Here is an 18203-nt window from a genome sequence, read left to right as displayed (position 1 = left end):
GGACGCGCACCGCTGATCGTAGTAGTAATACGCGTCATAGCGGGCGAACGACGAGTACATGGGCAAAATGTTTTGCAGCGCGAAAAGGATGTCTTTGGAGGAGAGCTCGAGAATGTGCTCGATGCGCAGTGTCCGGTTTTCTTTCATGTAGGAACCAACCAAATGCGGCAGCATGGAAAACGAGGCGGGCATGAACAGCCGGATCGGATCTTTTTCGCTGTCGAAAAACATGTCGAACAACGTCTGGGCGATGGCCATGGAGCCCCGGGCGACTTTGGAGGTGGGCGGCAGCTGCGCGAACACCTCGTTTCGTCGCAAGCGCAAGGCAAGGCGCTTTTGTTTTCGTGAACCGCGTTTAAAAAGTTCGTCACTTCCTTGCGGCGATCGTACACATCCTTGCCCCAAAGCGTCATAAAATAGGCGTCCAGCAGCTGTTCGCGGCCAATCGGATCGACCTGGATGTAGTCGGCGATGCGTTGGACAAGTTCCACGGAAGTCGGCTTGCGTTTGCCGTTGAGAATTTGATATAAGCTTTGCGGCGCGATTTGGCAATAGTCCGCCATCTCGTACACGCGAATGGTCCGCCCGGCTGTCAGGCGTCCATACATTTCTGAAAATTCGTGCACCCCGTTCTCCTTTCATAAAAAAGCAGGAAACCTTCCCCACATCGGTTTCCTGCCGGTTAAGGCATTGCTGCCGTTTCGTCGTACCCAAGTACAGTACACTTGTATCATAGCGAAAAACAAGCGGCGGAACAAGTTGTCGCAAGAAATATCGCAAACTTTCGATGAGGCCGCGCGAAGCATTCAAGTATGCGTTTTTTGCGATGTTGTTTACAATGAAAGCAGGAAAACGAAAGGAGAACTCCCATGCAAAAAAACCAAATCTATTTGATCGCTGTCATCGAAGCGATCTTGTTCATCGCTTTCGCCTTCCAAATGGTCACGAATCCTTCCTGGACAAACCTGGCAATTCTTGTCGTCCTGGGCATCGGCTTCGTCCAGTTGAAAGACATGTACGATAAAGCGAAACAAAAAGAGGATAAAAATTTATGAAGCGGCTTGTATGCGTCCGTCACGGCGAAAGCGAGTGGAACAAAGAAAACCGCTTCACCGGCTGGAGCGACGTCGACCTGTCCGCCAAAGGCCACGAGGAAGCGAAGCAAGCCGGCCGGACCCTGAAAAGCCAAGGCTACACGTTCGATATCGCCTACACGTCCGTGCTCAAACGGGCGATCCACACGCTTGACCACGTGCTGGACGGACTTAACCAGGTGTATTTGCCCGTCGTCAAAAGCTGGAAGCTCAACGAGCGCCACTATGGCGCGCTGCAAGGCTTGAACAAGGCGGACACGGCCGCCAAGTACGGCGAAAAACAAGTTCTCATATGGCGTCGTTCCTTCGACGTCCTGCCCCCATTGATGAAAGAGGACGATCCGCACGCACCGCGCAACGAGGCGATGTACAAAACCGTGCCGGCCGACGAACTGCCGCTTGGTGAAAGCTTAAAAACGACAATCGAACGCGTCGTACCGTTTTACGAGCAAACGATCAAGCCGCACATCGAAGGCGGCGAAAACGTCCTCGTCGTCGCGCACGGCAACTCGCTGCGCGCCCTGTTGAAGTTTCTCGCCCATATTGACGACGACGCGATCATGGGCGTCAACATCCCAACCGGTATCCCGCTTGTGTTCGAGTTTGACGACGACATGCGCCTCGTCCGCTATTTCTATTTGGCCAGCCAAGAGGAACTGAACGAGAAGATGGCCGCGGTCGCCAACCAGGGGAAAGTAAAATAATTAAAAAGTCGAATCCATTCGTTTGGATTCGATTTTTATTTTTTGATTTTAAAAATAAATTCATTTAAATATTTAAAAATTAGAAAACAAATTATAGTTTTGTTTGATTTATTCCATCCAAGCGCCTATAATGACCCCAAGGAGGCGATGGCATGAAACCCACAATAATCGAAAAATACTTTTCAAAGAAAGATCCAAAAAAACTGCTTCAGATCCCCAAAAAGCGGAAGGAACGCCTTGAAATTCTGGCAGTGATCTGCTCGTTGTTCGAAAAAAACACCTTTTACCCGGAACATACGGTCAATCAGACGCTACGATCCACTTACGAGGACTTTCCCGCTCTTCGACGCGCGCTTGTGGATGAAAAATTTTTGTTGCGGGATCCATCCGGCCACCTTTACTGGATCAATCCCGATCAAACGATAAGCCGAAAAAAGCCCACTTCTCAAGAACTTGCCAGCTACTTCGACCGTTTTTTCAATGGACAAAACGCCCGGAAAATTGCGGACCTTGAACAATGCCCTGATTTTTTCAGTCCACTTTTACAATACTGTATCTCCCATTCCTTGCTTGTATGGAAAGACGGCTCGCTCTGGATTTCCGATTCCAACAACTAAGACGATGGAACGAAATCTAAAATACTACACCGCGGCCCGTTTCGTGAATTTACTCGGAACCGGAATCTACTCCATTTGCGTCCCGCTTTTTCTTATTGAGCAGTTTCAAACCATTTTCTCGACCAGTATTTTTTACACATTGATCCAGATCCCATCCCTTTTGTTTCTTCCGCTTCTGGGGATCTTTCTGGAAAATAAAAATTTGAAACATGTTTTATTGGAGTCCAATGTCCTTTCCGCGGTTCTTTTCTTGTTTCTTATCGGTTATATGCTGTTCGCCAAACACCAAATCTGGCTGTTTATCCTATTTTCGGCTCTGGAAAAAATCAATTCCTCGTGTTTTAATGTCGCTTCAAATAGTATTTTCGCAAGAATTTTTGCGGTGGAAACGATTGAAAAAGCCAACGGATGGAAAAGCACCGTCGACAATTTGACTTCCGTGCTCGCGCCGGTTTTCGGAACATTCATTTATGCCGGATTCGGATTGAATATCGTCATTTTATTGAATGCCTTTTCGTTTTTGATTTCTTTTTTGTTTTTAACAAAAATTTCTTACCCGGAAACCATTTCGGCAAAAAGAACGAGACTATCTCTATCCGACGGATTGCGGTATATTACAAAAAATCAGGAATTAAAAACCTTGTTTATCGCTTTTATGCTTTTAAATTTTTTAGTCATGCCCACCGCGAATGTTTTCGCGCCCGGTATCTTAAAGATCGACTATCATTTTTCCGACGTTCTTTATGGTCTAACGAGCACCGCAGTTTGTCTTGGCGCGATCCTTTCGAGCCTCGCCATCAGTTTGCATCCAAAACGTGAGAAGATTACCGTGTTTTTCTATATGCAAGGCGCGCTGATGATCGTAAGCGGCGTCCTGGCGTACGGACTGCACGCCACACCCGGTCTTTTTTACTGGCTTTATTTGATGCTGTGCGGATTGTCCGGCTACTTTTCCACCAAAGTCAACATCCCTTTGATGGCCTATTTTCAAAAACAAGTTCCCGCGCACCAGCAAACCCGCTTTTTTTCTTTGTTGACATTGAGCGCGAACCTCATGTCTCCATGCGGAACGCTTTACGCCGGGACGTTGTGCAATCAAATCGGAAGCAGTATGGCGTATGCCAGCAACGGTCTGCTCCTCGTACTCGTTCTTCGCTTTTTGTTTCGGAAATCAAGGTGGAAAAACAACACGCTTTTCTAGACAAACACCCTATTTCTTTTTAAACTTTTTATAGAGGTGAACACAATGGACTTTTCGACATTAACATATTCTGAAATCAAACATGGCTATGTGGAAACAAAAACCGGCTATCAATGCATTTACTGCGAGTTTTCCACCAGCAAAGATGAAATCTACCCATACGAAAACAAGTTTTACACCGCGCTTGGCATGATGAAGCTGCACCTTCAAGTGGCGCACCGTTCCAATCTGGACATGCTTTTGGATTTGCCAAAAAAGGATTCCGGACTTTCCGCCCACCAGGTCGAGCTTATCCGCCTGCTCCATGAAGGATACGCGGACCAGGACATCGCCCAGCGTTTAGGCATCAAGGAATCCACCGTCCGCTATCAGCGGTTCACGTTAAAAGAAAAAGAAAAACAATGCAAGATCTATTTGGCGGTCATGGAAAACTTGCGGCAAAAGCCCGATTCCAACTTTCTTGCCATCCACTCCACCGCCAGACAAGTGGATGAGCGCTACATCGCCACAAAGGAGGACGAGGAAAAAGTAAAGCAGGACTTTTTTCTGAGTTTGGATCCGTTAAAACTCAAGTCGATTCCCAGAAAGGAAAAATACAAGATCATCGTCTTGCGCATTCTTTGCGAAACGCTCACGCAAAAAAACTATACCGAAAAACAATTAAACGATATTTTGCAGCCGGTTTATGAAGATTTCGCCTCCCTGCGGCGCTGCTTGATCGAATATGGATTTTTCTCCCGGGATTTTTCCGGGCAAACCTACACAAAACTCATTTAAAAAAGGAAGTGACCTGGTTTTCACTTCCTTTTGTGTTCTCATTACAGTCCCTGGGCGATCAAATCCTGCACGACTGGATCTTTGACGGTCACACCCGCCGCTTCCAGCTCGGCGATTTTATCCGCGAACTGCGGGAGATATTTTTTATGGGCGATCAGCAACTCGTCGAGCACGTTTTTCGCGCTTTGTCCGCTTGGGATCTGCGGATTGAGGATGAACGCCTGCAACGCCTTGCCGTAGTCGCCGGTCACCGCCGCTTCCTGCACGCAGTGCTCCATGTTTTTCATGACTTGCAGCCAACCTTTTTCCGCTGGTTTGAGTGGTCCAAACGCGATGGCTTTCGCGCCCGTTTTGCCAATCATGGCCGACACTTCCACCGCGCAGTCCGCCGGCAGATCCGGCACGGCGCCGTTGTTTTTCGTCGTCACGACAATGTGGCTGTTTTTGTTGGCGTAAATGCTCGCGATCGTCTCGCACGCGGCATCCGAATAATGCGCGCCGCCACGCTTTGTCAGCTGCTCCGGCTTATAGTTCAAATTTGGATCTTTGTACAGTTCGAACAGCTCTTCCTCGGTTTTCTTCACCTGCTGTCCGCGCGTTCCGATCGTGTTGTATTCCTCGATGCCATGCGCCAGCATTTCCTCCTGCCGGTAGTAGTAGCGATGGTATCCGCAAGGGATCATGCCCATTTCAACGAGCTGTTCCTTGAAAAACGGCATGTCGTGAATGTTGGCCGGAATGCCCGCATCGACATCGTCCTTGTACATCGCTTCGATAATGTCCTGCGTCACCTCGTCGCCGTTTTCATCCCACACCCGGTGCCAGTGGAAGTGGTTGAGGCCGGCGAATTTGTACGTTAAATCGTCCAGCTCCTTGCCAATCGTGGCCGGCTCTTTCAGCATCGCGCCAACCGGCACGTTGCACAAACCAATGACTTTATCCCACTGACCGTATTTCATAACGGCCTCCGTCACCATGCCGCTCGGGTTGGTGAAGTTGATGAGCCACGCGTTCGGGCAAAGCTCTTTCATGTCCTCCACGATGTTCAAAATGACCGGAATCGTGCGGAACGCCTTGAAGATGCCGCCCGCGCCGTTCGTCTCCTGGCCAAGCATGCCGTACGAAAACGGAATGCGTTCGTCCTTGATGCGCGCGTTCAGCAACCCGACCCGAAACTGCGTCGTCACGAAGTCCGCGTCCTTGAGCGCCTCGCGGCGGTCCAGCGTCAAATGCACTTTCACGTCATGGCCCGAAGCGTCCCACATTCTTTGCGCCATCGTTCCGACGATTTCCAGCTTTTCTTTTCCGTCCTCGATGTCAACCAGCCAGATTTCGCGGATCGGAAGCTCGTCGTACCGATTGATAAAGCCCTCCATCAGCTCTGGCGTGTAGCTGCTGCCGCCGCCAATCGTTACGATTTTCACCCCTTGTTTTTCACTCATTGTCAAATCCTCCTCTTTGGTTCCATTATAGCAAACAAAAAAAAGAAAAGATGAAAGCGCTTCACTTTGAAACGGCGTTTCTTCTTTTCCTTTTGTTTTGGGGTTTATTTTGCAGCCGGCGTTTCGACCATGGAAGCCTGGATCGACGCAAGATCGGTGGCGCCGCACATTTGCATCGTGTCTGCCAGCTCGCTTCCCAGTTTTTCCACAAGCGTTTGCGCGCCTTGGGCGCCCGCGCCATACACCGCGTTCACAAACGGTCTGGCAACGAGGACGCCGTCGGCCCCTAACGCAAGCGCCTTGAACACGTCCACACCCGTACGGATGCCGCCATCGACAAAAATTTTCATTTTTCCTTGCACGGCTTGCGCGATCTTCGGCAGCACGCTGGCCGTCGAAGGCGTTCCATCCTGCACCCGGCCGCCATGATTGGACACGACGATCGCGTCCGCTCCGGCTTCAAGCGCTTTTCGCGCGCCTTCCACGCTCATGATGCCCTTGATAATGAAAGGCACCGGACACATGGCGCGGATGGCTTTCAGCTCCTCGACGCCCTTGCGGCCCGCCGGCGGATTGAAGGCCTTTAAAAACGGCAGGCCGGCCGCGTCCACATCCATGGCGACGGCGAACGCCCCGCTCTGTTTGGCCAGCTCCATCTTCGCTTTCACAATGTCCAGCGGCCACGGCTTGATCGTTGGCACACCGATTCCGTCCTGCGCTTGAATGGTGGCTGTCGCCGCCTCCATGATCCGGTCGTCCATTCCATCGCCTGTGAACGCCGCGATGCCCGCCTTTCGCGCGCCTTCCACAAGCGCGTCGTTGTATGTGGCGTCGGTATACAAATCGCTGTAGTGCATGTCAACCGCGCCAACCGGTCCGGCAAAAATCGGATATTTGAACGTTTTTCCAAACAGCTCGAACGTCGTGGACACCGCGTTCGTATCCTGGATGGTGTCCACGTTCACGAACACGTCCTGCCAGCCTTCATAGTTGCGGATCGCGACCGTTCCCGTGCCTTTGGCGCCGGGACCTGGAATGTGGTTTGTGCACGCCCGTCCGTTGCATACGGGGCATGATTTGCACCAGGTTCCCATGCGGCCACGGCTTTGTTCCAATACTTCCTGCATATTCATCGTCTTCACCTCGTCGGAATGATTATAACACAATTTCCCATTCTTTCTTTTTGTGTTATCGTTAAGAAAAAGGAGAGAGATATGAAAGATGTGACTTTAGGAACGACGGGCATCACCGTCGTTCAAAACGGCTTTGGCGCCTTGCCGATCCAGAGAATCTCGAAAGAGGCGGCCGTCCGGCTGCTTCGGCAGGCGTACGCGGGCGGGATGCGCTTTTTCGATACAGCCCGGGCGTATTCGGACAGCGAGGAAAAAATCGGCGCCGCGTTCGCGGATTTGGATCGCTCGACCTATGTGCTGGCGACCAAGACGATGGCGAAGACCCCGGACGAGTTTTGGGATCAGCTTGAAACATCTTTGCGGCTGCTGCAGACCGATTATATCGACATTTACCAGTTTCATTGCGCCAGTCAAATGTACAAGCCTGGCGATGGCAGCGGCATGTACGAGGCGATGCTGGAAGCCAAACGGCTTGGCAAGATCCGCCACATTGGCATCACGGCGCATAAGCTGGGCGTCGCGCAGGAAGCCATCGAATCCGGCTTGTATGAAACGCTCCAGTTTCCAATGAGCTACTTGTCTTCCGAAAAAGAGCAGGCGCTCATCGCGGCGTGCCGGGATCGGGAAATGGGCTTTATCGCCATGAAAGGACTGGCCGGCGGACTCATCAACCAGTCCGTTCCGGCGATGGCGTTCATGCAGCAGTTCGACAATGTCGTTCCGATTTGGGGCGTCCAAAAAGAAAGCGAGCTACAAGAGTGGCTGGCGTTCATGGACGACACGCCAATCATGACCGGGCAAACCGCCGCCTTTATCGCCAAAGAAAGAGCGGAAATGGCGGGCAGCTTTTGCCGCGGATGCGGGTACTGCATGCCGTGTCCGGTGGGGATCGAGATCAACCAGTGCGCCCGCATGTCGCTTATGGTCCGGCGCGCGCCAAGCGAAAGCTGGCTCGACAGCCACTGGCAGCAGGAGATGGCGAAAATCAAAAACTGCCTCCACTGCAACCAGTGCGCGTCCAAATGCCCGTACGAGCTCGACACTCCGCGCTTGCTGGAGGAAAACCTGAAAGACTACGAGGCGATTCTCGCCGGCGAAGTGCAAGTTTAAAAAAAAACGGCCGCGTGTCCATCCATGCGGTCGTTTTTTCGTTTATCCGTTCGCGCTGGAAAGCACGTCGGCCAGAGTCGCGTCGGAAACAAAGTTGCTGTAGTTGTACACCACGAGCACATCGGTAATCAAGTCCGATTTCATGACCCGGTCGATGTCGTCGTAGTAATAGCGCGGGTCGATGATCGTGATGGTTCGATATTGCGGAATGAGAAACTGAAGCAGCGAGTTGGCGTACGAGTCTTTGAAAAGCACGAGCCGGCGGTCGCTGTCGTTGTCGCATTCGATTTTCACCATGCCCTGGTTGGGACCGAGAAACACTTCGTATTTGTTTTTGGCGTCCATGGCATCCGCGTCGTACATCGTCCGGCTTTTGTGGTCCCCGCCATACGTCACGACGTATTCGGGAATGTTTTCGGGCACATACAAGTCGATGTCGTCTTTTAAAAACGGACTGCCGGTTTTGGAAGCCAGCGTGCCTTGAAAATCTTTCGTCAGCGGGTAGACGGTCGCTTTGGCCGGTGTCCAGCCTTGACTTTGGGCCAAGGCTTCAAAAGCCAGCGAGGCACCAAGGCTTGTCCAGTGATGGTCGGTCTTGTAGTAGAGGCGCTCTTGTTTATGGTCGTTGAAGATCGGGCGAACGTCGATGTTGGTGATTCCTTCCCCGCTTTTGGCGAAAATATCATCCAGCGCCTCGGCTGGCGTGTCGACAAAAGGAGGCAGCTTGTCTTTTTCTACGCTCGCGGCAGTTGGCACGACCATGAGCATCGTGTTGAGCGGATACGTCTGCCGAAATGCGCTGAGAGCGTCCATGTTTCTGTCGACGATCGACGCGTCGTACGGCATGCTTTCCTGGATCAGTGTCCCTTTGCCTAAATAGACGTTGTCGATTTCCCGAACGCCTTCCAGCTTCTTGAGGAGGTAGTTGGCGTTGATTGCCAAATCCCGGCCAACGAACTGGTCGGAAAAATACAAATCCAGATCGTCAAGAAAGCTCGGTGTCCACGCTGGAAATTTGGCGAGCGGGCGGTTTTCGAGCGCGCTGGTTTCCCGGTCCGGCCAAAACACGTTGACGAGCAGGCCCAGGCAAAGGAGCGGCAGCACGATCATGACGTAGCGCTTGCCAAGAGCGGCTTTGAATGGCGTTGATTTCATTGTAGACTCCTTTCCTTAAAACGCGAAATACAAAAACGAATTGGATGTCGATCCAATGATGAAAACGACACAGACGGCAAAGGCAAACAAATACAGGGCGAGCCATGTCGTTTCGCCATACCGCTTTGTGATCGTTTCCGCTTCCACACGCTCAAAAAGCCGGGTGCTGAACGCGAAGGAGGCGAGCAGCAGCAGGCCATAGTTCGACAGCGCGAAGAGCGCGGTTTGAGAGGCGCTTGCGCCGATACCGATGCCGACAAGCCGGCCCAGCTGTCCGAAAGCGGCGCCAAGATTTGGACTGGAAAAGAACACCCATCCAATGTTGGCGACAAGAAAGATCACGAGGACGCGCAGCCAGTCGGGCAGCTTTTCAAAAGGCTTCTGGAGCGCGAAATGCTCGAGCAGCAGCAGACCGCCATAATACAATCCCCAAACGACGTAGGTTAGGCTGGGGCCGTGCCAAATTCCGGTAAGGAGCCAGACGATCAGGATATTGCGGATGTAGTTCCGTTTCCCGGCGCGGCTTCCGCCAAGAGGAATGTACACGTAGTCGCGAAACCACGTCGACAAGGCGATGTGCCAGCGGCGCCAGAAATCCTTGACGCTTTTGGCGATGTAAGGATGGTCGAAGTTGATCGGGATGTCGAATCCAAACATTTTTCCTAGACCGATGGCCATGTCCGAGTAGCCGGAAAAGTCAAAGTAGAGCTGGAACGTGTAAACGAGCGTGAGCAGCCAGGCGCCAAGCCACGAATCGTCTGCGCGCAGCAGCGTGTAGGCCACGGCGAGCTGGTCGGCGAACACGACTTTTTTGACGAGTCCGCGGGTAAACAGGAGCAGTCCTTCCCCGGTTTTTTTGTGCGTGCATACGCGGCGTGACAGCTGGTTTTCCATCTGATGGTACTCGCTGATAGGTCCCATGTTGACTTTTCCGAAAAAAGCGAGATACAACCCGAACGCGACCGGATCGGTTTGCAGGGGCGCTTTTTTCATGTAGATGTCCGCGAGGTACGAGATCGCGGAAAACGTGTAAAACGAGATGCCGATCGGGAATCCGATTTTCAAATCGGAAAACCAATACGGGATGTACTTGTAAAAGCAAAGCACGGCGATTTCGACCGCGACGGAAGCGATGAATACCGGTTTGCGGTTTTGCGGGTCCGCTTCCATTTCCAGGGCGGATACATACGTCCAGGTTCCCATTATGAGCAAAACGCCAAGATCTTTCCAGGAGCCGAACGCGTAAAAAAGCAGCGAGGCAGCCAGAAGCGCGATATTTTTGGCTTTTGGATTTTTAAGGCGCTGGACGAGCAGCCAGGTGACAGGCAGGAAGCCAAATAAAAAGAGAACGTTGTTAAAGACCATGGGACTACCTCAAACTTTCCTTGAACTGTTTGTCGATGGCGCGGGCTTGCGGGCCGACGACGTAGAGCGCGTAGTTGGCTTCGATGTCCACGCGCCCTTCCTTGACGAGTTGTTCCTGTTCGGGCGCGTAGCCCTGGTAAATCTTTTTCTGGCTTTCCATGCGTTTGTTGACGGCTTCCTCAAAGGGAGCGGCTTGTGTGTCGTCCCGAAAGCGGACGATGACGAGCTCGGAGGCGTTCATCGCGTCCTCCGTGCGGTAAAAAGCGATGTTTTCATAGCTTGCCGGTTCCAGTCCGAGATAGCGTTTGATGGCTTGATTGTCCCGTTGCGGGTACACGTTTTGGTCGATGTCCTGCATCGTCTGGCTGACGACTTGCTCGAAGGGCGCGTCGGAGTTTTTCGGCTTGAAAAAATGGGGCGCGACCATAAGGAAGAGCAAGACGAGCAGAACGGCTTTGCAGGCGCGAATCACTTTGATGTTCATGGGCGGTCCTCCTGCGCGCTGTACATGCGTTCGGCCAGCAGCGGATACAAGCTTTCGGAGAAGTGCTCTCCGTCTGGTTCGTAGTATTCGTCGTGAACCAGATCGGTGCAGTCAAGATAAGTCCATCCGTTTTGCTCGCACGCTTTTTTGAGCGCCTCGTTGTAGATGGCGACTTGCTCGTTCATGGCGTCGTCGTTTTGAACAGGCAGGATGCTGAGCGCGATGATTTTGGATTGCGGACAAACTTCTGCGACTTTTTTGAGTTCGTCGGTGACGATTTTTTCATAGCCGCCTTCCAGTCCATTGAGGTTGGAGTGGATGTCGTTGAGTCCGTAAAACGTGTAAATCACGCGTGGCTGCAACGACTGCAAGGTGGACAGGTAGTTGTCGATATTCGTGATTTTCACGCCGATGTCGGCCATGACGCGGCTTGGATCCAAACTGTTTTGGAAGCGGACGGCGCGTGAGTCGCCCAGGATCGCGTAAGAGTCGAATAGGTCGTAAATACTCATTTGTTCATTAGCGCTGGCGGCGGTCAGTTCGGCGGAACGACGATTGGCGAGCGTTCCGGCGAGTTCGTCGGTTGATTTTTGATCCTGTTCTTTGATGTAGTTCTCTCCTTCCAGAACAGGCTTGGGCCAGAGCGCGATGGCAATCGCCACGATTCCCACGACCACGGGCACCGCGTAGTACCAGTGGATTTTTCCCCTTATTTTTTTGTTTTTCATGCCTTCTATTGTACTCTGTTTCCTGAAAAATGGGTATAGAAAAAAACTCTCCGTGCAGAGAGTTTTCGGGATTTTTATTGTGGTTTCACGTTGGCGCGGACACTGATTAAATAATCGTCCGCGGCCTGCTGGCACTGTTCGAAGATTTTATTGATTTGCAGCGCGGCTTCGGCGATGTTGCCGGTATTTTGACATAAAAGCCGGCGGTCTTCCAGTTTCGCGTTGGCTTCTTCGAGCTCTTTTTTCAGGCGTTCCACTTCTTTGCTTTGCTCGACAAACAGTTCGAGAAGGTCGAGCCGGGATAGTTTTCTGAGTTCCTTTTCGGTCATAAGTCCTCCTTGGCTTTATTCTTCGGTTTCCGCGGATGGCGTGTCCGCTTCCTCATCTTCGTCGGCTCTCTCAAAGTACGTGTATTCTTTGTCCTGCATGCACACCCAGTCCCCGTCGACGATTTTGCCCCAGACGCTTTCCTCGTCGCCGTCTTTGAGCTCGGAGATCACGACGGTTTGATTTTCCTGGATCGTTCCGGTGCGTTCGGCATCGAGATTTGGCTCCTTGCGGATTTTCATCGTGTATTTCGCGATAAACTCGGTTGGAATTTCCTCGCCCTCCTCCATAGTTTCTTCGTCGGTTTGCGCGGCTTCTTCTTTTTTCTTGGACGATGGCGCGGCGACGATTTTTTTCATGCCTTCCTCGCGGTGGAGCCAAGCGCCGTTTTCGAGCTGGAACCACTCGTTTCCGGATAAATCCTGATAGATGGCTTCGTAAGGCACGCGTTGATCGCCTTCGAGCTGGCCGGCTTCGGGCGCGGAAAGCGATGGGTCTTCGTAGGTCGTGGCGGGTTGCTCGAGCTCGAGTTCGCCGCCATCACTTTCCACTTCGCGCAACACGTTTTCGCTGGCGTAGTTTTTCTCGTGGTCGCGCAGCAGGATCCAGCCGTTTTTCAACTGGCCCCAGAGCGCTTCGGTTTCGTCGACGTAGGCGGTGTTTTCACACCAGACGATGTCGTCTTTTTTCACTTTCCCAATGACTTGGCTGTCCATAGGTTCGAGAACAATGTCCGCGTCTTCGTTGACGATATATTCGGACGATTGATTGAGTAGCCGGTAATCGTACGTTTCCTGCGGGGCGATGGTTTGCAGTGTGTCCATCACTTTAAAATTGGCGAACGCGACGGCGCCGACGATGATGCCGACAAGAACGACGGCGACAAGAGCGAAACCGATGATGGTTTCCTTTTTCTTATACCATGGCGCCGGTCCGAGGTTCATCTTTTTTGGATCCACGGGTGGCGGCGTCACTTTCTTATTTTCTTCTGACATAGTTTTTCCCTTCTCTTATATTTTTATCTTAGTTTAGTATACCGATTGGGCGAAGGTTTTTCAATGGGGGATGGAGGATCCGGCCAACTCTAGTTTTCTGGAAAAACTCTTTTTATGAATTGATATGCGATAGCATTAATGCTATCATTTGGATGGAAAAAGAAGTTTTAAGATAAAATTAAATTTAAGTTTACCTTATTTATGGAGGGAAAAGTTATAAAAATGTATACAATAGAGTTTTATGAAAATGAAAACGGAGAAAGCCAAGTTTGGAATTTTCTTGAAAAGCTAAGAAAAAATGCCAAATCAAATAAGAATGAACGGGTACAATATAAACAAATTTCTTTTTATATAGAACTTCTTCAAAAAAATGGCACCCATTTGAGCGAGAATATCACAAAATATTTAGAAGATGGGATTTGGGAACTCCGCCCCGGGAATAACAGGGTTTTTTATTTTTTCTTTCAAAACAATACATACGTATTACTTCATCAGTTTCGAAAAAAATCTCAAAAAACTCCCAAACGTGAAATCGCAAAGGCAAAACGCGAAAGAGATGACTATTTGCATAGAAAGGATAATGAAAATCTATGAAAACGTGGAATGATTATAAAGAACATGTATATAAAGTTGATTCAGAAATCGCAAAAGATATGAAAGAAGTAGAAGAATTGGCCGCCATTATTTCGACAATTATTGAACAAAGAAATAGACTAGGATTATCACAAAGAGATTTAGCAGCTCTTTGCAAGCTACCTCAATCTTCTATTGCGAGAATTGAATCATGCCAAACCATGCCAAATTTAAGAACCCTCTTAAATATCCTTCAGCACCTTGGCTTATCTCTGACCGTTTCAAAATCAAGACAGGTTTTTTAAATCATGATTGTTAGTAAATATTATACGACGATAAGCCCACACAATGCGCTGAAACAAGTCCAGTAAAAACGGTGGAGAAGACCATCAGTTTAAATAAATAAAACCCTCCGGTCATAAGATTCATAATAAGCTTTTGCATGCTTATTCGATCTTATACCTCGGAGGGTTTTATTCTAAAAAATCAATGTGTTATTTTTGCAGTTCCTTTTTCGCACAATCCAGCGCCTGGGCGATTACCGCGTCCATGTCGTAGTACTTGTATTCCGCCAGACGACCACCAAACACAACGTTTTTTTCCTGTTCTGCCAGCGCTTTATATTGTTCATACAGCCTGGAGTTTTTTTCATCATTGACTGGATAGTATGGCTCGTCTCCCAGTTTCCATTCAGAAGAATACTCTTTTGAAATAATCGTGGTCGGAATATCGTTTCCTTCCTCATCCTTTCCAAATTCAAACCATTTATGCTCGATGATTCGGGTATACGGCGTTTCGCGGTCTGTATAGTTCACGGCCGCGTTGCCCTGGAAGTTATCCGTATTCAAATGCTCCACCTCGAAGCGTACGGAACGGTATTCGAGCGGTTCCAACGCGTAGTGGAAATACGCATCAATCGGTCCTGTATACACGACTTTATCCGCCAAGGCGTCCAGTTCTTCTTTTTGTTTTAAATAGTCTGTATTTAACCGCACTTCGATGCCTTCCAGTATGTTTTCCACCATCTTTGTATAACCACCCATGGGAATGCCCTGATACAGCGCGTTGAAATAGTTGTTGTCGAACGTAAAACGAACAGGCAGCCGTTTGATAATAAACGCCGGCAAATCTTTGCAGTCGCGACCCCATTGTTTTTCGGTATATCCTTTGATGAGCTTTTCATAAATATCCTTGCCGACTAAAGAAATCGCCTGCTCTTCCAGATTTTTCGGTTCTTTAATTCCCGATTCCTCTTTTTGACGCTCAATCATCGCTTTCGCTTCTTGCGGCGTAATCACGCCCCACATTTTATTGAACGTGTACATGTTGAACGGAAGTGAATACAATTCTCCTTTATAATTCGCGACGGGCGCATTGGTAAAACGATTAAAGGTCGCAAACCGCGTAATATAATCCCATACCGTGCGATTGTTGGTATGGAAAATATGCGCGCCATATTCATGCACATGGATTCCATCCACCGTTTTTGTATATACGTTTCCGGCGATGTGGTTTCGCTTTTCCACCATCAACACTTTTTTTCCTTGTTCTTTTGCCTGTTGCGCGAATACCGCGCCAAACAAACCGGTTCCTACCACTAAATAGTCGTATTGTTTCATATTTGTCTCCTTTATTTTTCAAATTCCCCGTGTATAAAAATATCAATAAATTCCTGTTTTTGATCGTTCAAATCATACAAGATCTCCGACGGATATTCTTTTGGATCCATCCTTCCAAGCTGAAGAAGCTTTTGTGCTTTTTCAACCCCTTCCTCCATATTTTGAGTGTGGAAGAAAAGGCTGTGATTGCTGAAGGCGAGGGCTTTAGGAACTTTATCGGAAAACAAACATGGAAGCCCATTTACTTGCGCCTCTACGCCAACTATTCCATATCCTTCAAAATTGGAAGGAAGCACAAACAAATCCATCGCACTATAATATCGTTCTATATCGAATCTTTTTCCTAAAAATAAAATATAATTTTGTTTATTTTTACTTGCAGTTTGTTCCAATGAATTTCTCAAAGGTCCATCACCAATTATCAATAAATAACTATTTGGAATTTTCTTTCTTAACTCTTTCATAAATTGAAGTAGAAAAAATGGATTTTTAGAATAGGTTAAATTTCCAACGAACCCCAAAACCACAGTCTCTTCAGAAATTCCTAATTGTTCTCTTACTTCTTTTCGATTCATCGAATTATAAAGAAATCGTTTCGACTGTATCGTATTACGTATCAGTCGATATTTTTTTCCTTTTCCAAACAACCAATTTGCCGCTAAATCCGAACACGCAAAACAATAAGTTGTATATTTATTAATAACTGGTCTTCCACAAATATGTGCTACTTTCGAAACGTATCTTTTTAACCGATTCTGGTTATCATTTCCAGCGCTATGACTATGTGTAATCACAACCGGAACGATTTGATGGCAAGCAAGATTTCCAAAACAATCAAATGCCTCCGAGATATTAAAGTAAGCGATGTCGTACTTGTTTTCTTTGGCATATTTTCTAATTTGATCATATCGTTTTTTTGGATGCGGGATTCGATCAATAGGTAAGAATCGTATGTTCGGATTCGCCTTATACTTTTCTTCTAGTTCTTTGTCGATTGCGCTGCTTAACAAATCAATCTGAACAGCTTCCGTTTTCAGGATATCCACAAGATTGTAAATATAATTATCCAAGCCACTTCCTTTTGTATTGGAAATATAGCCAATCAAAATTCTTTTCATTCTTTCTCCTTTACACAAAGAAAGAGAGAATTATTCTTCTCTCTTCTTTCTCCTTTAATAGCCGTAAGTGGAATCCACCGCGTTTGGATCATAGTAGACTGGGTCTTCCACGTAAGTTTGATCCTCGCCATAATATACATCTCCTTGCGATGTCGATTCTTCTACATACGTTTGATCTTCCACCACTGGCGTCTCTTCCTGTGGCTGCTCAGCTGGTTGTTCTTGTGCTGGCGCCGATTCTGTCACCGGTTGTCCTTCCAAAACTTCCTGAATTTGCTGACGGGCCATTTGTACAGATTCCTCGTTTGGAATCGTTACGTAGGCACGGTCACCTAACTCGGCGCAGAACTCTGTGCTTCCCGTACCATCTAGCGTCGTTGTGATAAAGTTCCAGTTTCCACCATTGTCAATTTGATTATGGATGAGCTTCTGGATTTCCTCGTCACTTAAGTCGGTTTCCAACGCACCACCTAATGCGTCCATCAAACGGGAGTAGTTGACAATGACAGCCGGAGACAACGCTTTTTGCGCAATCGCCATCAATACGGTCTGCTGATTTTTTACTCGCTGGAAATCCCCTTCGGTATAGGCGTACCGCTCCCGGGCAAACGCCAAGGCGCCTTCGCCATCCAAATGGTTTTCCCCTTCATGGACACCATAAGCCGGATTCGTCCAGAACGATTCCACAGCGTATCCTTCCGGAACAAACACGTCGATACCGCCTAACGCGTCAACGAGGTTGACAACGCTATTGAAGTTTACCCGCAATGTGTAGTTGATTTCAATGCCCAGGAAATTCTCAATCGTCTTTTTAGTCGTCTCCACGCCATGCAATCCTGTATGTGTCAATTTATCCAGTTGCCCTTGCGCGCATCCATATCCTTCATCGCATTGGGTTGTCACATAGAAGTCACGCGGAATACTGGTCAAAAGAACCGTATGTGTCTGCGGATTGACCGTGGCCACCATGTTTACATCACTGCGTCCGGCTTCCGCGAAACCATTCCGGGAATCGCTTCCACTAATCAACACCGTAAATGGCTGCTGAGTAATATCGTTTACCTTTTTCGCGCTTCCTTGTACCGCATCCGTATAATACACGGTTTCATACACAACTTTCGTGTCATTGTCGAAATTTGCGTACTGCTCGTTTTCCGCCACACTTCCACGTCTTGCTTCATTCAAAATAATTGCGTCTACAGAATGATCATAGAGCGCCGCCACTTCCGCATTCAATCCATCAAATCCCGTTTGCGTAATGGTGACATTTTCATTGGCAATCGCATCCAGACACTTATCGGTTCCTACACGATCCAATGTATTCAATACGCCAACTTTTTTATCCCGAAGGCCCTTCAAATTTTCGATTTGGCTATCTTTTAAAGCCACAACCGAGATCTTGTTTGCAACCTTCCCTTCTGGTGTTGTAATGTTCGAAAGCATGCTGCTTGTTTTGTAGATATTAAACCCGCCAAACGCGATGATTGCACAAATCAAAACCATTAAAATACTGGTAATGGATCTGGATACCACGGATTTCGCCATAAAAACAACAAGCAACGCCATAATCAAAACAATGAGTATGATGGCTGCAATAATTGGAAGCAAAATCTGTGTAGGCAATACACCCAGCTTCACCAACTGGTAAACAAAAAATCCAGTTGCTAATACAGTCAATATAGTCAAGATAATTGAAAATATTCGATATCCTTTATTCATGGTGTACCTCTCTTATGTCGTGTCTATTTAACCATATTTCTT

Annotated in this window: 20 protein-coding genes; 8 read left to right on the top strand and 12 right to left on the bottom strand. The window is 48.6% G+C overall.

The annotated features are described in order from the left end of the window. Positions 1 to 143 precede the first annotated feature (143 nt). Positions 144 to 626 (bottom strand): helix-turn-helix domain-containing protein, encoded by a 483-nt coding sequence (locus tag E5336_RS04235; RefSeq protein WP_135979831.1) that lies wholly within the window; start codon positions 624 to 626, stop codon positions 144 to 146. 243 nt (positions 627 to 869) lie between these two features. Here E5336_RS04235 and E5336_RS04230 point away from each other — a divergent pair, with 243 nt between their 5' ends. From E5336_RS04230 to E5336_RS04210, 5 genes are all read left to right on the top strand, one after another. After that, on the top strand, positions 870 to 1055 hold the full coding sequence (locus E5336_RS04230) for a hypothetical protein (RefSeq protein ID WP_135979830.1): 186 nt from the start codon (positions 870 to 872) through the stop codon (positions 1053 to 1055). Further along, the gene (gene gpmA / locus E5336_RS04225) at positions 1052 to 1798 is read left to right on the top strand and encodes a 2,3-diphosphoglycerate-dependent phosphoglycerate mutase (protein ID WP_135979829.1); all 747 of its coding nucleotides are present in this window, start codon (positions 1052 to 1054) and stop codon (positions 1796 to 1798) included. Before E5336_RS04230 ends, gpmA begins: the two co-directional genes overlap by 4 nt. Before the next feature lie 152 nt (positions 1799 to 1950). Next, complete coding sequence (locus tag E5336_RS04220; RefSeq protein ID WP_135979828.1) at positions 1951 to 2415, top strand: DUF2087 domain-containing protein; 465 nt, start codon at positions 1951 to 1953, stop codon at positions 2413 to 2415. 4 nt (positions 2416 to 2419) lie between these two features. Further along, entirely contained in the window at positions 2420 to 3616 is a 1197-nt protein-coding gene (locus E5336_RS04215) for an MFS transporter (protein ID WP_168353546.1), read from the top strand. A gap of 45 nt (positions 3617 to 3661) precedes the next feature. Further along, positions 3662 to 4393, top strand: a complete 732-nt coding sequence (locus E5336_RS04210) for a DUF2087 domain-containing protein (RefSeq protein ID WP_135979826.1) — start codon at positions 3662 to 3664, stop codon at positions 4391 to 4393. 41 nt (positions 4394 to 4434) lie between these two features. On the opposite strand, the gene E5336_RS04205 is transcribed toward E5336_RS04210, so the two are convergent. Continuing rightward, complete coding sequence (locus tag E5336_RS04205) at positions 4435 to 5835, bottom strand: 6-phospho-beta-glucosidase (protein ID WP_135979825.1); 1401 nt, start codon at positions 5833 to 5835, stop codon at positions 4435 to 4437. Between the two features lie 104 nt (positions 5836 to 5939). Then, positions 5940 to 6968 (bottom strand): alpha-hydroxy-acid oxidizing protein, encoded by a 1029-nt coding sequence (locus tag E5336_RS04200; protein WP_135979856.1) that lies wholly within the window; start codon positions 6966 to 6968, stop codon positions 5940 to 5942. Positions 6969 to 7049: 81 nt separating this feature from the next. Between E5336_RS04200 and E5336_RS04195 the strand changes: the two genes are divergently transcribed. After that, entirely contained in the window at positions 7050 to 8078 is a 1029-nt protein-coding gene (locus E5336_RS04195) for an aldo/keto reductase (protein ID WP_135979824.1), read from the top strand. A 42-nt stretch (positions 8079 to 8120) separates the two neighbouring features. Here the strand turns inward: E5336_RS04195 and E5336_RS04190 are convergent, their stop codons facing one another. The 6 genes from E5336_RS04190 to E5336_RS04165 form a co-directional block, all read right to left on the bottom strand. Continuing rightward, a complete protein-coding gene (locus tag E5336_RS04190) occupies positions 8121 to 9233 on the bottom strand; it encodes a DHHW family protein (protein ID WP_135979823.1) in 1113 nt (370 codons plus the stop codon). Positions 9234 to 9248: 15 nt separating this feature from the next. Continuing rightward, positions 9249 to 10598, bottom strand: a complete 1350-nt coding sequence (locus E5336_RS04185; protein WP_135979822.1) for an MBOAT family O-acyltransferase — start codon at positions 10596 to 10598, stop codon at positions 9249 to 9251. A 4-nt stretch (positions 10599 to 10602) separates the two neighbouring features. Next, positions 10603 to 11082: a DUF4358 domain-containing protein gene (locus E5336_RS04180; RefSeq protein WP_135979821.1), complete on the bottom strand. Its 480-nt coding sequence runs from the start codon at positions 11080 to 11082 to the stop codon at positions 10603 to 10605. Beyond that, on the bottom strand, positions 11079 to 11810 hold the full coding sequence (locus E5336_RS04175; RefSeq protein ID WP_135979820.1) for an SGNH/GDSL hydrolase family protein: 732 nt from the start codon (positions 11808 to 11810) through the stop codon (positions 11079 to 11081). Before E5336_RS04175 ends, E5336_RS04180 begins: the two co-directional genes overlap by 4 nt. Before the next feature lie 74 nt (positions 11811 to 11884). Continuing rightward, positions 11885 to 12139, bottom strand: coding sequence for a DNA repair protein (locus E5336_RS04170; protein ID WP_135979819.1), 255 nt, complete (start codon positions 12137 to 12139; stop codon positions 11885 to 11887). A gap of 15 nt (positions 12140 to 12154) precedes the next feature. After that, complete coding sequence (locus tag E5336_RS04165; protein WP_135979818.1) at positions 12155 to 13132, bottom strand: hypothetical protein; 978 nt, start codon at positions 13130 to 13132, stop codon at positions 12155 to 12157. A gap of 201 nt (positions 13133 to 13333) precedes the next feature. Between E5336_RS04165 and E5336_RS04160 the strand changes: the two genes are divergently transcribed. Continuing rightward, complete coding sequence (locus tag E5336_RS04160; protein ID WP_277820777.1) at positions 13334 to 13726, top strand: type II toxin-antitoxin system RelE/ParE family toxin; 393 nt, start codon at positions 13334 to 13336, stop codon at positions 13724 to 13726. Next, complete coding sequence (locus E5336_RS04155; protein ID WP_135979816.1) at positions 13723 to 14010, top strand: helix-turn-helix domain-containing protein; 288 nt, start codon at positions 13723 to 13725, stop codon at positions 14008 to 14010. Before E5336_RS04160 ends, E5336_RS04155 begins: the two co-directional genes overlap by 4 nt. A 189-nt stretch (positions 14011 to 14199) precedes the next feature. Here the strand turns inward: E5336_RS04155 and glf are convergent, their stop codons facing one another. From glf to E5336_RS04140, 3 genes are read right to left on the bottom strand one after another with little or no spacing between them, the layout of a single operon-like run. Next, entirely contained in the window at positions 14200 to 15324 is a 1125-nt protein-coding gene (gene glf, locus E5336_RS04150; RefSeq protein ID WP_135979815.1) for a UDP-galactopyranose mutase, read from the bottom strand. A gap of 11 nt (positions 15325 to 15335) precedes the next feature. Next, a complete protein-coding gene (locus E5336_RS04145; RefSeq protein WP_135979814.1) occupies positions 15336 to 16442 on the bottom strand; it encodes a glycosyltransferase in 1107 nt (368 codons plus the stop codon). A 54-nt stretch (positions 16443 to 16496) separates the two neighbouring features. After that, entirely contained in the window at positions 16497 to 18161 is a 1665-nt protein-coding gene (locus E5336_RS04140; RefSeq protein WP_135979813.1) for an LCP family protein, read from the bottom strand. Positions 18162 to 18203 lie beyond the last annotated feature (42 nt).

Source organism: Dubosiella muris (genome assembly GCF_004793885.1).
Taxonomy (GTDB): domain Bacteria; phylum Bacillota_I; class Bacilli_A; order Erysipelotrichales; family Erysipelotrichaceae; genus Dubosiella; species Dubosiella muris.
The sequence above is the reverse complement of the archived record's forward strand: the minus strand, read 5'-3'. Positions and strand labels throughout refer to the sequence as shown.

Bases quoted from the DNA above. Each gene is read 5' to 3' on its own strand.
- E5336_RS04160 (WP_277820777.1), top strand. From the start codon at position 13,334: ATGGAGGGAAAAGTTATAAAAATGTATACAATAGAGTTTTATGAAAAT.
- E5336_RS04200 (WP_135979856.1), bottom strand. From the start codon at position 6,968: ATGAATATGCAGGAAGTATTGGAACAAAGCCGTGGCCGCATGGGAACC.
- E5336_RS04165 (WP_135979818.1), bottom strand. From the start codon at position 13,132: ATGTCAGAAGAAAATAAGAAAGTGACGCCGCCACCCGTGGATCCAAAA.
- E5336_RS04170 (WP_135979819.1), bottom strand. From the start codon at position 12,139: ATGACCGAAAAGGAACTCAGAAAACTATCCCGGCTCGACCTTCTCGAA.
- gpmA (WP_135979829.1), top strand. From the start codon at position 1,052: ATGAAGCGGCTTGTATGCGTCCGTCACGGCGAAAGCGAGTGGAACAAA.
- E5336_RS04140 (WP_135979813.1), bottom strand. From the start codon at position 18,161: ATGAATAAAGGATATCGAATATTTTCAATTATCTTGACTATATTGACT.
- E5336_RS04175 (WP_135979820.1), bottom strand. From the start codon at position 11,810: ATGAAAAACAAAAAAATAAGGGGAAAAATCCACTGGTACTACGCGGTG.
- E5336_RS04205 (WP_135979825.1), bottom strand. From the start codon at position 5,835: ATGAGTGAAAAACAAGGGGTGAAAATCGTAACGATTGGCGGCGGCAGC.
- E5336_RS04185 (WP_135979822.1), bottom strand. From the start codon at position 10,598: ATGGTCTTTAACAACGTTCTCTTTTTATTTGGCTTCCTGCCTGTCACC.
- E5336_RS04210 (WP_135979826.1), top strand. From the start codon at position 3,662: ATGGACTTTTCGACATTAACATATTCTGAAATCAAACATGGCTATGTG.
- E5336_RS04190 (WP_135979823.1), bottom strand. From the start codon at position 9,233: ATGAAATCAACGCCATTCAAAGCCGCTCTTGGCAAGCGCTACGTCATG.
- E5336_RS04145 (WP_135979814.1), bottom strand. From the start codon at position 16,442: ATGAAAAGAATTTTGATTGGCTATATTTCCAATACAAAAGGAAGTGGC.
- E5336_RS04155 (WP_135979816.1), top strand. From the start codon at position 13,723: ATGAAAACGTGGAATGATTATAAAGAACATGTATATAAAGTTGATTCA.
- E5336_RS04195 (WP_135979824.1), top strand. From the start codon at position 7,050: ATGAAAGATGTGACTTTAGGAACGACGGGCATCACCGTCGTTCAAAAC.
- E5336_RS04215 (WP_168353546.1), top strand. From the start codon at position 2,420: ATGGAACGAAATCTAAAATACTACACCGCGGCCCGTTTCGTGAATTTA.
- glf (WP_135979815.1), bottom strand. From the start codon at position 15,324: ATGAAACAATACGACTATTTAGTGGTAGGAACCGGTTTGTTTGGCGCG.
- E5336_RS04230 (WP_135979830.1), top strand. From the start codon at position 870: ATGCAAAAAAACCAAATCTATTTGATCGCTGTCATCGAAGCGATCTTG.
- E5336_RS04180 (WP_135979821.1), bottom strand. From the start codon at position 11,082: ATGAACATCAAAGTGATTCGCGCCTGCAAAGCCGTTCTGCTCGTCTTG.
- E5336_RS04220 (WP_135979828.1), top strand. From the start codon at position 1,951: ATGAAACCCACAATAATCGAAAAATACTTTTCAAAGAAAGATCCAAAA.